Below are 12,583 nucleotides of genomic sequence, written 5' to 3' on the forward strand. Positions count from 1 at the left end.
TGTTTAAATTTGTCCTTTAATTTGGGGAGGGATGGTTGTTTAACGAACAATCTGTCTCCCCTTCCCCATTGCTGTTGAGGTCTGAATAACCGAGGCTGATCGTCAGCCTCTTTTAAGTTAGTTTACGGTGAGAAACCGCCCGAATCAGACCGGCTGGGTGGATTGAATGGGCGATCGCCCAAAAACTAAATTCCATCCTTCTGCCGCCTGCATTGTTCACTCAACTCGGTTCCCTCAGATTGTCCCCGATTTTCCCCGATTTTTCTGAGTCATTCTCAAGAGAAGCAACCGGGGAATTTCCCGTGAGGGATTGGCTTGACGATTGTACCCCAAAACTTCCATTTTTTGAGTCTTTGACTTGACAAAATTATCCCTGATATGCATTCGCTCACTTTTGGGTTGTCAAGGCGATCGCCCTGGGGGTTTAATGTGAGCCGAAGTCCCAGGAGGCGATCGCGTCTAAAACGGTGGAATTCTCTCTTAAGCGGTTACTTTGGGTTAAAACTGATAAGTCACGCCCACTTGCAAAACCGGGTAAAATCGGAAACGACCTAACGCATCCTCTAGGTCTTCGCGCTCGCGCTCAAGTTCACTGGCTAGTAGGGGATTGGATGCAGCACCGGGGGCGGTTAACGAGACATCGGGCGATCGCTGAAACATCACCCCAAGGTCCATAAAAAATCCCCATCGTTTTCCGAAGGCCACTGGATTACCCCAGCCCACCCCAATATAAGGTGCAAAATCGGGAAAATCCACCTCAGCTTCTAAGGGCCCCACTTGTGCTGCCGGAAAGGTCGAGTTACCAATCTGATAGGAAGCATTAGCTCCACTTGCCGTCTGAGCCACTCCGGATGCCTTATTCCCGTTATAAACTAGACCCCCAGTGAGCCGAAATCCCGAGTCTTCGTTGGGAAAATAATCGACAAACGCGGGGATTGTCCGCAAATCGACATCGGTATCGTAAGTGATGTCGGTTTCTGTAAACTCACGGTTGAAGGATAAGCCACTAAATCCTATTCTCGCGTTTAAATTGGGGAAAATCCGACCTGTCACTTGAGCGCCAATCCCTGGAGTTCCCACAGTACCGGAGACGGCAAACCCACTCCGTTCTTCCAGCAATCGTAGGGTGCGTGGGGGCAGGGGTGCGGGTTGAGACGGGGGAACGGGACGAGGTGCTGGGGGAACGGGTTGCGTGGGGGGAAGAGGTTGAGTGGGGGGAAGGGGTGCGGGAGCAGGTGGGACCGGCGTTGGCCCTGGGACTTGTTGACAGCGAGAATTAAGAGGAAACAACCGACACAGGGTTTCTAAATCGGTATCTTGCGCTTGTAGGGGTTGGGAGAGACTGGCATCGATCGCCAGAGTGGTTAAAATACCAACCACCCCATAAAAAATTTTTATAGAAAGACTAAAGTTTTGAGCCATGAGCTTTTGTATTCGGCTGGTGTTGGGCTGTTTGCGTTTGCCATCGCATCATATCCCATCCCACTGATGCCGGGGTAATGATTTTGTCTGGGACTAGGCGATCGCCCCTGTGCCCAAGATTGCCCTGGGTGCTTTGCCTTTCCAATCCCTTATCTCTATACTGGGTAAAATACTGTTTAAACTTTTGATAATTTTTTTAACGATTCTTAACTCATCCTGGAGTCGGCGATCACTCCTGAAAACCCCACTCCCTCGCAATCTTGAGGCCAAACTATGACCGTTCGTAAAGACACAATTTTTGAGCAGTTTTTAGCACCCGTCGTCTGGCTATTCGTCGATGAAAAGGCGATGCAGCAAGTGAGTCGCAGCATCGACTGGGAAACCGAGAGTTCTCGCCTCAGTCGGCCAGATTTTGAGTACCCCGACTATTACATCACTCAAAATTTTCACGGCATTGAAGGCGGTTACCTCAATCGGGGTGCTGCCGTCAGTTACGACCCGATTACCCAATATGCGCTTCCGCCCCATGAAGGTTGGATCCGTCAAGGGTTAATCGATGAAATTCGCACCCATCCGCGCCGAATTCTGGACCTGGGTTGTGGCACGGGTTCGACGACGATCCGGCTTAAGCAAGCCTTTCCCGATGCTGAAGTCATTGGGTTAGATTTATCCCCCTATATGCTGGTGATGGCCCAATACAAGGCTAAACAAGCAGGTTTAGAGATTCAGTGGGTGCATGGACCTGCGGAACAGACGGGATTTGCCCCCAATTCTTTTGACTTGGTGACGGCTTCGTTATTATTCCACGAGACCCCCACAGAAATTGCCGAGGCGATCGCCCAAGAAGGTTTCCGACTGCTACAACCTGGGGGACAGTTTTTGATTCTCGATGGCAATCAAAAAACCCTACGCCAGACCCCGTGGCTTACCCAAATTTTTGAAGAACCTTATATTCAGGAGTATGCCGGAGGCAGTGTGGATGCCTGGATGGGTGCGGCAGGATTTGGTGCGGTCCACACGACTGAAGTTTGGTTACTTAATCAGGTAACCAGCGGGATCAAACCGTTACCTCAATCCCCGGTGGCGTCGCCAAGCTGGACTGAAAAAGAGGAGTCATGGGTTGTGGCTCCCAGCTACTAAGAAGAGAGGGACCATGAGTTTAAAAGCGATTTTATTTGATTTCAATGGGGTCATTATTAATGATGAGTCGATTCACGAGGAGTTAATCAATGAGTTGTTGCTGTCGGAGAACTTGCGCCCGAAAAAGGGGGAGTTCTGGCAAATCTGTTTAGGACGCAGCGATCGCGCCTGTATTGCGGAGTTGTTTGCCACTCGGGGGCGCTTCCTGACGGATGCAGCGCTCAATGCCTTGGTGGAACGCAAGGCGATCGCCTATCAGGAACGACTCGCTGCTCTGAATAAGCTGCCCATTTTTATGGGGGTGGATGACTTGATTTATAAACTGCGCGGCACTCCGTTAAAATTAGCGGTGGTCTCGGGGGCTTTGCGCTCGGAGGTGGAACTGGTGTTAAATCGTGCAAATATGGCCCAATATTTCTCGGCGATCGTGGCGGGAGATGACATCACCACGAGCAAACCGGAACCCGAGGGCTATCTATTGGCGGTGGAACGGTTGAATCAGCAATATCCGGAACTCAACCTGACCCCAAGAGATTGTTTGGCGATCGAAGATACTCCGGCAGGGATTCAGGCGGCTCAACGGGCGGGGATTCAGGTGGTTGGCATTGCCAATACTTACCCGTTTCATATGCTCCAACGGCAGGCGGATTGGACGGTGGATTATTTACGAGATCTGGAACTCGATCGCCTCCGGGAGTTTTTTCAACGCTTTTGGACTCAACCTGTAGCCGGTTAAGTTAACTCTTACTGCTAAAGGAGTTTTAGCCATTCTGAACCGCCCCAAAATTTATCTGGGATTGCCTATTCCCTTTCTGCCTGGGTTCATGTTATGATGGTTCCACGAATGACCGGGGAATTAGCTCAGTTGGTAGAGCGCTGCGATCGCACCGCAGAGGTCAGCGGTTCGAATCCGCTATTCTCCATTTTTAGGGAAAAACTCAGACGGGGTGAGCAAGTGGGGTTCTGGATTGCCTGGGTGGGATAACGTTACAATCCGACACTCGGTCATCCCTTCCACCTCGTTTAGAACAAAACTGAATCATTTTGAAGGCCCCACCATATATGGGTCGATTTTATAGATTGCGTCAGGGATTTCCAACAAATAAATCATATAAACGTTCTTCGTTACTCATGAACTGAGTCATCTTTAAACAAACCCCGTCAAGGGGGGACGTTGAACTTTTTGCGGGTTTTATTTTTTGGAGTTCCCTCAGTACGGGCGAGGCGATCGGGATTCGGGTTACAAAACGTTACTCGAAATTTAAGGAAATCCCTCAAGTTCAATGAACTCAATCCTTGGGACAATTCAGAGTGGGTTCGATGAGACAACCAAGCCCCTTTTTAAGCAGAGGAATCCTGGATGAGCGCGATATAATCAATTGAGCATCCCATGAATGGGTGCATTTTTCAATCGCAACATAAAGAGATATTGCTTGGTTTACCTTCAAAAAACTTAATATGTAGTCTCAACTACCAAAAACAGCCTGATTCGCTGAAAAATCACGGATTCAAGACTGAACAAGGGCTGAAAAGGTAAAGTTTGTAACAAACGAATTGTAAGGTTTTGGTAACTATTGTTGCATCTTATGTTGTGTCGATCCAATCCCGGATAAATACGGTATGGTGTAAATATAAAGGAATTATTAAGCTTACTGGAAGAACGGCGAGGGTCGTTTTTCGGGTAGCCGCGAAGTAAATCCACATTTAGCCAATCCCCGACAAGAGATTGGTTTTTGTTGGCAGGAGGAAAGATGAATCCCTTAATGCTACGTCAAATTTGGTCCTTGATAGAAAAAACTCAGGTTAACGTTTTGTTAAGCCTAGATGATGCCAGCTTGGTGCAGTGGCTGCTCAAGCAGTTTAGACAAGAGCAACCCCTTGATCCCGATCAAGTGAATGTGTTGAATGCATACCTGCGATCGCGACTCTCTCTGATTCGCGATATCGCCAGCGAACGAATTGCTACGGATATGGGATAACCCATTGCTCAGTATCAGGGTTCCCTTGGCCCTACTCTCTATTTCCCGCAATGAGATGACCGATCGCGGTCCGGTTTGTCTGCCGCTTTCTTGGGGGAGACGCACGCAATGGCACAACCTACTCAACGGTTGAAACTCGTGATGAAATATCTACTGCGATCGCCACAGCAGTAGGGATTTTCAGTGGTCGAACCCGCAGGCTTTCCCCAGTCGTGTAAGATAAAGCACAGCCTTTAATTAGAATAATTGCGCTGCAACCGGCCAATTCAATATAAGAAATTCATCGAGATGGGTAAAAAGGGATTATTGAAACTGGCGAGTCTATGTCTGGCGATCGCCGCGACTGCTTGTGGGGGGACATCGGGTCAACCCAATGGAACTGTTGCCACGGGTTCGCAGAAGTTGACTCAAATTCAAAATCAGGGTCAGATTGTCTGTGGAGTCAGTGGGGAGTTACCGGGATTTAGTTTTGTCGATGCCACCGGCAAATATGCGGGACTCGATGTGGATATCTGTCGGGCGATCGCCGCCGCGATTTTTGATGACCCCAATGCCGTTGAATTCCGCAATCTCAACGCCAAAGAACGCTTTACTGCCGTTAAAAGTGGGGAAGTTGATATCCTCAGTCGGAACACCACCTGGACCCTCAGCCGGGATACGGGGGCCGTGGGTTTACAATTTGCCCCCGTCGTCTTCTATGACGGACAAGGGATTATGGTTCAGAAAAATAGCGGGATTACCAATCTCGCGGGACTGAAGGATAAAGCAATTTGCACCCAAACTGGGACGACGAACGAGCAAAATGTCGCCGATCGCATGGCAAGTCTCGGCATTAATTATCAACTTGTGGTGTTTGAAGATATTAACGTCGCCTATGCTACCTATCTTCAGGGTCGCTGTCAAGCGGTGACGTCCGATCGCTCTCAATTAGTCTCGCGGCGATCGCGATTTCCTAACCCTGAACAACATTTAATTTTAGAAGAAACCATTTCTAAAGAACCCCTCGCCCCAGCGGTGGGACCCGGAGACCCAAACTGGTCCGATGTGGTGAATTGGATTATTTATACCACAATCTATGCCGAAGAACTCGGGATTACCTCTGAAAATGTCGAGGAAATGGTGAATAGTAGCAATCCTGAAATTACGCGGTTTTTGGGAACGGAAGGAAATCTAGGTCAAGACTTAGGATTAACCAATGATTTTGCCCTGCGCGTGATTCGTCATGTGGGAAACTACGGCGAAATTTACAATCGCAATTTAGGGCCGGAAACCCCTCTCAATCTTGAGCGGGGATTAAATCGATTATCGACTGAGGGCGGGTTGATGTATTCACCACCCTTTCGCTAAAGGCAGTTTATTTTTGAGCTAAATTTTGTTAACAATTAGGAGAAAAAACGAATGGGATTGGGTCTATTAATTGATGGAAAATGGGTAACTGAACGGGAACAGGAAGATAGTGGCGGTCGATTTGTTCGCCCTTCTACCACCTTTCGCGATCGGATTACTGCGGATGGGTCGAGTCAATATCCGGCAGTGGCTGGACGGTATCATCTCTATGTATCGTTAGCTTGTCCTTGGGCGCATCGGACGCTGATTATGCGGTCCTTGAAAGGCTTAGAAGCAGCAATTAGTCTCTCGGTGGTTTCCCCAGTGATTGACCAAAATAGTTGGGAATTTGCCGAGTATCCGGGGATGATTCCGGATACGGAAAATCACTGCGATTATTTATGGCAACTGTATCTTAAAGCGGATGAGAATTACAGTGGACGAGTGACAGTGCCGGTTTTGTGGGATAAAGAAAACCAGCAAATTGTCAATAATGAATCTCGGGAAATTATCCGAATGTTGGATACGGAATTTGAGGGAATTGCCGAAAATTCTATTGATTTATATCCAAAGGATTTGCAAGGGGTGATTGATAAAACCCTTGATGAGATTTATCAACCGATTAATAATGGGGTGTATCGGGCTGGATTTGCTACAACTCAGGGGGCGTATGAGGAAGGGGTAACGGATTTATTTGATGCCTTGGATCACTGGGAGGGGATTTTGGGAAAACAGCGCTATTTATGTGGCGACTGCCTCACGGAAGCGGATATTTGTATGTTTACCACCCTGGTGCGGTTTGATCCGGTTTATTATGTGCATTTCAAATGTAATATCCGGCGAATTGTAGATTATCCTAATTTGTGGAATTATCTCAAGGAGTTGTATCAACATCCGGGAATCAAACCTACCTGCAATTTTGACCATATTAAGCAGCATTATTATCGGAGTCATCCGAAAGTTAATCCTACGGGAATTGTTCCTAAAGGACCGATGATTAATTGGGATGAACCGCACGATCGCAGTCGGTTTGGGTAAAGTCTCGGGAGGAGTTGAGGGGAACCGTACATGAGAAGATTGTGGCGCGATCGCCGATTTTGGTTTGTTGCTATTCAATCTGTTGCCGTTATCTTAATTGTGATATTGGGATTAACCCTTTGGCAAAACTTGCAGCGCAATTTACAGCAACAAGGGATGACTCTGGGATTTGACTTTTTAGACTCTCAGGCGGCGTTTGATATTGGCGAAACCCTGATTCCCTATGACCGAAGTTCTACCTACGCGAGAGCTTTATTGGTAGGATTACTCAACTCCTTACGAGTGATGGCGGTGGGAATTATCCTAGCAACGGTAGTCGGGATTACCGTTGGAGTCGGGCGATTGTGGGATAATTGGCTGTTAAGAAAACTTTCGTTACTGTATGTGGAAATTATCCGCAATACGCCTTTATTGCTGCAATTATTTTTCTGGTATTCGGCAGTTTTCTTAAGTTTGCCTGGACTCCAAGATGTTATAGAATTGCCGGGAAGAATTTATTTAAGTCAACAAGTTGTTGCCTTTCCCCTGCCTTGGACGATACCCGAAGTGCTGGAGAGTGGACAAATTGTGGGGGGATTACAACTGTCTCCGGAATTATCCGCCTTGGTGCTAGGATTGAGTCTTTATACGGCAGCATTTATTGCAGAAATTGTGCGCGCTGGGATTCAGTCGGTGCCAAAAGGACAGTGGGAAGCGGCGCGATCGCTGGGTTTGAATCCCAGTTTAATGTTGCGCTTGGTGATTTTTCCCCAAGCGTTGCGAACGATGATCCCCTCCCTGACGAGTCAATATCTGAATTTAGCGAAAAATACCAGTTTAGCGATCGCGATCGGTTATCCAGATATTTATTTTGTCGCCTCCACCACGTTTAATCAAACAGGACGGGCGGTGGAAGTGATGATTCTGTTGATGGCAACCTATTTAACGATTAGTTTATTGATTTCCCTGTTTCTGAATTTTTATAATAAAAAAGTTCAACTGAAAGAACGCTAGAATTGGCGTCAATAATAACTGCATCAATCTGTTATCAAAGGTGACAAATCTATGGATAGCAAAGCCGAACTTCCACCGATTACGCCCAAACTTTCTCCCTGGATTTGGGCCAGAAAAAACCTATTTAATACTTGGTACAACAGTATTCTGACGGTGATTTGTCTGGGGTTGATTTATCAACTTGGGGGCGGATTGTTACATTGGGCGATCGCCTTGGCGGATTGGCAAGTAATAGGGGTCAACTGGCGGTTGTTTTTAGTCGGAAGATATCCCCCCCAACTCTATTGGCGCGTCGGCATGGCAACGGGGGTAATTGCTGGCGCTGCTGCCTTTTCTTTCTGGGCAATTCGCTGGCGTTCCCGGTGGGTTCAATGGATTCCTTTGGCCTGGATTTTAGCATTTCCGGTGATTCTTTGGTTCATTGGTGGGGGATTGGGACTGCGACAGGTTCAGACGCAGTTATGGAATGGATTATTACTCACCCTGGTGACAGCAATTGTGAGTATTGTGTTGTCATTTCCAGCGGGAGTTTTGTTAGCATTAGGACGGCAAAGTTCTCTTCCGGTGTTGCGCTGGTTGTGCATTCTCTATATTGAAATTGTTCGGGGATTGCCGTTAATTGGGATTTTGTTTATGGCGCAGGTGATGTTGCCGTTGTTTTTACCCGTGGAGATGCGTCTTGATCGCGTCATGCGGGCGATCGCTGGGTTGAGTCTGTTTAGTGCCGCTTACATGGCAGAAAATGTCCGAGGAGGTTTGCAATCTGTCCCTCGGGGACAAATTGAAGCAGCGAAAGCGTTGGGATTAGCAACCCCTTGGGTGATTTCGCTGATTGTCTTACCCCAAGCATTACGCGCCGTGATTCCCGCCATTGTGGGGCAGTTTATTGGATTATTTAAAGATACGTCTTTACTAGCGCTGGTGGGTTTAGTAGAATTAACAGGGATGGCGCGATCGATTCTGGCTCAACCTGAATTTATCGGGGACTACGCGGAAGTCTACATTTTTGTTGGCTTAATTTACTGGATTTTCTGCTATGGAATGTCCCTTGCCAGTCGCCGGTTAGAGCAAAAATTAGCTGTGGGGAAATCCTAAAGGCGATCGCCTCCTATAACCCCCTAATTTTCGCTCTGATTAGAAATTCGGTAAGGTTTTGGATAAATCCCTTCTCTCCGTCATTTCAACCCCGGAGTTTTTATTTATGACTGATTCAAGCTTGCGAAAGGTTGCTGACCGTTTAGCAAAAACCCTAAATCAGGATTTATTAATTCAACAAACTACCCATGAATTAAGAGAAATCCTCAAGGTTAATCGGATTTTATTATATTACTTTTATTCCCCTTGGAAAGGACAAGTCACCTTTGAATCCGTGAGCGATCCTCAATTTTCCATTTTTGGCAAAAGTGGACCGGACCAATGTTTTGGAGAGGAATATGCCGCTTTATATTTGCAAGGCCGAGTCCGGGCAATTTCTAATATTGAAATTGAACCCATTAACGAGTGCCATCGAGAGTTTCTGCGGAACCTGCAAGTTCAAGCCAATTTAGTGGTGCCAATTCTTTCCCCGATTGGATTATGGGGATTACTCGTAGCGCATCACTGTGAGGATACTCGACTCTGGTCTTTAGATGATATCAAGCGGATGAAAACTGCCGCAGCAACTTTAGGAACTGCGGCCACAATTCGAGATAGTTAAGGGTAGGAATACACTAGAAAGACCCACAACCAACCCATGACAAAAACAAATGACAAATGACCAATCCCCCATTATTATTGCCAAAGATGTCCAAAAATGGTATGGACATTATCACGCCTTGCGTGGAGTTAGTCTAACCATTGACCCCGGAGAAGTTGTGGTCATTATGGGGCCATCGGGTTCCGGTAAATCAACTTTTATTCGGACCTTTAATGCCCTAGAAGACTATCAAAAAGGACGGATTGAAATTGATGGCATTGAACTGTCCAATGACTTGAAGAATATTGATAATATTCGCCGGGAAGTGGGGATGGTTTTTCAGCAGTTTAATCTATTCCCACACCTCACCGTCTTGCAAAATGTGACTTTAGCCCCCAAATGGGTGCGCCGATGGTCTAGGATGAAAGCAGAGGAAGTAGGGATGCAGTTATTGGAACGGGTGGGAATCCTCGAACAAGCGCGGAAATATCCCGGGCAGTTATCCGGAGGACAGCAGCAACGAGTGGCGATCGCCCGCGCCTTAGCAATGCAACCGAAAATCATGCTATTCGATGAACCCACCTCCGCTTTAGACCCAGAAATGGTCCGGGAAGTCCTAGAAGTGATGCGGGATTTGGCAAACTCTGGAATGACGATGGTAGTCGTCACCCATGAAGTCGGATTTGCCCGAGAAGTGGCCGATCGCGTCGTGTTTATGGATGGTGGAACGGTCATCGAAGTGGCAACACCCACCAACTTTTTCCAAAATCCCCAAGAAGAACGAACCCGTCAATTTTTATCCCAAATTTTATAGACAGTTGCTGACCCAATACAGAATTTATGAGTGAACAGACGATTACGATTATAGGATTGCTCGCTGGGACATTAACAACGTTGGCCTTTGTCCCTCAAGTTCTCCAAACTTGGAAATCTAAATCCACCAAAGATGTCTCATTAAATACTTTTTTAATGTTTTGCAGTGGGATTTTTCTCTGGCTGATTTATGGTTTATTTAAGCAAGATATTGCCATAATATTAGCCAATTTTATCACCTTTATTTTGGCTTCGATTATTTTAGGTCTTAAATTAAAATATAAATAGGTTAACTGCAATCAACCTGCGGGTTAACCCACGAGTTAACCCACGAGAGAGAGTCCGGCGGGGGTTTAAACCCCCGCCTAACAGCTAAAGTCGGATAAATCCGACTAAAAACGTTGTCTGAATTGCCTTGTAGTCGGTTTTTAACCGACTTTAGCTATTAGCCGGGGGTTTGAACCCCCGGCGGACTTTGCAACTTTGCAACTTTCTTTGCAACTTTCAAATTATCCTCATTAAAACCCCTGCTTGTGACTCCTTCTATCTTTGATGCTGAACATCTGTTATTTACTCCGGCGACTGCGGATGCTGATGCAATTCCCGTTATTTATGCCTTTCCCAATGAGTACACCGTTGGGATTACTAGCTTAGGCTATCAAATCGTTTGGGCGACCCTGGCAACACGCGGAGATTTGCAAGTTTCTCGGTTGTTTACGGATTTGCACGAACCCTTACCTGGGGAACCGGAATTGTTGGGATTTTCCGTTTCTTGGGAATTGGATTATGTGAATATTCTGGGATTATTAGAGTCTCTGGATATTCCGATTCGGGCATCCGATCGCCAAGAATCACACCCGTTAATTTTTGGCGGGGGTCCGGTTTTGACGGCGAATCCTGAACCCTTTGCTGACTTTTTTGATGTAATTTTACTCGGGGATGGAGAAAATCTCCTCGGTGAATTTGTGGACGGGTATCAGCAGGTACGCAAGGCAGGGCGATCGCAGCAATTGCAGCATCTGGCGCAAATTCCTGGGGTGTATGTCCCCAGTTTGTATGAAGTCACCTATCATAGTCCCGATGGGGCGATCGCCTCAATTCACCCCATTGATTCAGACATTCCTGAAACTGTCGCCAAACAAACCTATCGCGGTAATGTTTTATCCACCTCATCTGTGGTGACAGAAAAAGCCGCTTGGCCGGATATTTTCATGGTAGAAGTGGTTAGAAGTTGTCCAGAAATGTGTCGGTTTTGTTTAGCAAGTTATCTAACTTTACCCTTTAGAACCGCCAGTTTAGAACACTCTTTAATTCCGGCCATTGAACGCGGATTACAAGTCACGCGGCGGATTGGATTGTTAGGCGCTTCGGTGACTCAGCATCCGGAATTTAATCAATTATTAGATTACCTAAATCAACCCCAATTTGAGGACGTGCGTCTGAGTATTGCCTCAGTTAGAACCAATACCGTCACCCCAGAATTAGCCCAAACCTTGGCCAGTCGCGGGACAAAATCTCTGACCATTGCTATCGAAAGCGGTTCGGAACGGGTACGGAAAATTGTCAATAAAAAGCTGGAAAATCAGGAGATTACCCAAGCGGCCATTAATGCTAAAGCGGGGGGGTTAACTGGATTAAAACTCTACGGAATGTCTGGGGTTCCGGGGGAGGAACTGGAGGATTTGGAGGCAACGGTGCAATTGTTGCAGTCTTTGAAAAAATCTGCACCGGGTTTACGTTTGACCTTTGGCTGTAGCACCTTTGTCCCGAAAGCGCATACCCCATTTCAGTGGTTTGGGGTGAATCCGCAAGCGGAAAAACGGTTGAAAAAGTTACAGAAAGAATTAGGGAAATCGGGGATAGAATTTCGGCCAGAAAGTTATAATTGGTCCGTGATTCAAGCCTTAATTTCCCGAGGCGATCGCCGCTTATCTTCCCTCTTAGAATTAGTCCGCCATTATGGCGAAACCCTCGGCAGCTACCGTCGCGCCTTTAAAGAATTGCGAGGAACATTGCCAGACTTGGAATTTTACGTTCACGAGAATTGGGAATCCACCCAGATTTTACCCTGGAATCATATTTTAGGACCCTTACCTGTGACCACATTGCAAAAGCATTTAGCGGAGGCAATGAGTTATTTTCCTACGGCAGAAAAAATCATTTCCCCTGTGAGTTAGTCTGGGAGTTTTTAAATCCC

The 12,583-nt window shown here is 46.8% G+C and carries 12 protein-coding genes and 1 tRNA gene; 12 read left to right on the top strand and 1 reads right to left on the bottom strand.

Going from position 1 to position 12,583, the window contains the following annotated elements; all coding sequences use genetic code 11:
- Positions 1–498: 498 nt before the first annotated feature.
- On the bottom strand, positions 499–1,422 hold the full coding sequence (locus NG795_RS21410) for a hypothetical protein (protein WP_367290670.1): 924 nt from the start codon (positions 1,420–1,422) through the stop codon (positions 499–501).
- Positions 1,423–1,695: 273 nt separating this feature from the next.
- Here NG795_RS21410 and NG795_RS21415 point away from each other — a divergent pair, with 273 nt between their 5' ends.
- From NG795_RS21415 to NG795_RS21470, 12 genes are all read left to right on the top strand, one after another.
- On the top strand, positions 1,696–2,562 hold the full coding sequence (locus NG795_RS21415) for a class I SAM-dependent methyltransferase (protein WP_367290671.1): 867 nt from the start codon (positions 1,696–1,698) through the stop codon (positions 2,560–2,562).
- 13 nt (positions 2,563–2,575) lie between these two features.
- Positions 2,576–3,298, top strand: a complete 723-nt coding sequence (locus NG795_RS21420) for an HAD family hydrolase (RefSeq protein ID WP_367290672.1) — start codon at positions 2,576–2,578, stop codon at positions 3,296–3,298.
- A gap of 114 nt (positions 3,299–3,412) precedes the next feature.
- Positions 3,413–3,485: transfer RNA gene (locus tag NG795_RS21425), tRNA-Ala, on the top strand.
- Between the two features lie 828 nt (positions 3,486–4,313).
- A complete protein-coding gene (locus tag NG795_RS21430) occupies positions 4,314–4,541 on the top strand; it encodes a hypothetical protein (RefSeq protein ID WP_207089851.1) in 228 nt (75 codons plus the stop codon).
- A 288-nt stretch (positions 4,542–4,829) separates the two neighbouring features.
- Entirely contained in the window at positions 4,830–5,888 is a 1,059-nt protein-coding gene (locus NG795_RS21435; protein ID WP_367290673.1) for an amino acid ABC transporter substrate-binding protein, read from the top strand.
- Positions 5,889–5,939: 51 nt separating this feature from the next.
- A complete protein-coding gene (locus NG795_RS21440) occupies positions 5,940–6,905 on the top strand; it encodes a glutathione S-transferase family protein (RefSeq protein WP_367290674.1) in 966 nt (321 codons plus the stop codon).
- Between the two features lie 30 nt (positions 6,906–6,935).
- A complete protein-coding gene (locus NG795_RS21445) occupies positions 6,936–7,898 on the top strand; it encodes an amino acid ABC transporter permease (protein ID WP_367290675.1) in 963 nt (320 codons plus the stop codon).
- Between the two features lie 51 nt (positions 7,899–7,949).
- The gene (locus NG795_RS21450) at positions 7,950–8,993 is read left to right on the top strand and encodes an amino acid ABC transporter permease (protein WP_367290676.1); all 1,044 of its coding nucleotides are present in this window, start codon (positions 7,950–7,952) and stop codon (positions 8,991–8,993) included.
- A 106-nt stretch (positions 8,994–9,099) separates the two neighbouring features.
- The gene (locus NG795_RS21455) at positions 9,100–9,594 is read left to right on the top strand and encodes a GAF domain-containing protein (protein WP_367290677.1); all 495 of its coding nucleotides are present in this window, start codon (positions 9,100–9,102) and stop codon (positions 9,592–9,594) included.
- Between the two features lie 49 nt (positions 9,595–9,643).
- Complete coding sequence (locus tag NG795_RS21460) at positions 9,644–10,387, top strand: amino acid ABC transporter ATP-binding protein (protein WP_367290678.1); 744 nt, start codon at positions 9,644–9,646, stop codon at positions 10,385–10,387.
- A gap of 26 nt (positions 10,388–10,413) precedes the next feature.
- Positions 10,414–10,674, top strand: coding sequence for a SemiSWEET transporter (locus NG795_RS21465; protein ID WP_367290679.1), 261 nt, complete (start codon positions 10,414–10,416; stop codon positions 10,672–10,674).
- Positions 10,675–10,919: 245 nt separating this feature from the next.
- Positions 10,920–12,563 carry a B12-binding domain-containing radical SAM protein gene (locus tag NG795_RS21470; RefSeq protein WP_367290680.1) on the top strand — a complete coding sequence of 548 codons (1,644 nt, stop codon included), beginning with the start codon at positions 10,920–10,922 and terminating at the stop codon, positions 12,561–12,563.
- Positions 12,564–12,583 lie beyond the last annotated feature (20 nt).

This window comes from Laspinema palackyanum D2c (assembly GCF_025370875.1).
GTDB classification, from domain to species: domain Bacteria; phylum Cyanobacteriota; class Cyanobacteriia; order Cyanobacteriales; family Laspinemataceae; genus Laspinema; species Laspinema palackyanum.

Excerpts from the sequence above, each read along its gene's own strand:
- NG795_RS21410 (WP_367290670.1), bottom strand. The coding sequence starts at position 1,422 with ATGGCTCAAAACTTTAGTCTTTCTATAAAAATTTTTTATGGGGTGGTT.
- NG795_RS21415 (WP_367290671.1), top strand. The coding sequence starts at position 1,696 with ATGACCGTTCGTAAAGACACAATTTTTGAGCAGTTTTTAGCACCCGTC.
- NG795_RS21420 (WP_367290672.1), top strand. The coding sequence starts at position 2,576 with ATGAGTTTAAAAGCGATTTTATTTGATTTCAATGGGGTCATTATTAAT.
- NG795_RS21430 (WP_207089851.1), top strand. The coding sequence starts at position 4,314 with ATGAATCCCTTAATGCTACGTCAAATTTGGTCCTTGATAGAAAAAACT.
- NG795_RS21435 (WP_367290673.1), top strand. The coding sequence starts at position 4,830 with ATGGGTAAAAAGGGATTATTGAAACTGGCGAGTCTATGTCTGGCGATC.
- NG795_RS21440 (WP_367290674.1), top strand. The coding sequence starts at position 5,940 with ATGGGATTGGGTCTATTAATTGATGGAAAATGGGTAACTGAACGGGAA.
- NG795_RS21445 (WP_367290675.1), top strand. The coding sequence starts at position 6,936 with ATGAGAAGATTGTGGCGCGATCGCCGATTTTGGTTTGTTGCTATTCAA.
- NG795_RS21450 (WP_367290676.1), top strand. The coding sequence starts at position 7,950 with ATGGATAGCAAAGCCGAACTTCCACCGATTACGCCCAAACTTTCTCCC.
- NG795_RS21455 (WP_367290677.1), top strand. The coding sequence starts at position 9,100 with ATGACTGATTCAAGCTTGCGAAAGGTTGCTGACCGTTTAGCAAAAACC.
- NG795_RS21460 (WP_367290678.1), top strand. The coding sequence starts at position 9,644 with ATGACAAATGACCAATCCCCCATTATTATTGCCAAAGATGTCCAAAAA.
- NG795_RS21465 (WP_367290679.1), top strand. The coding sequence starts at position 10,414 with ATGAGTGAACAGACGATTACGATTATAGGATTGCTCGCTGGGACATTA.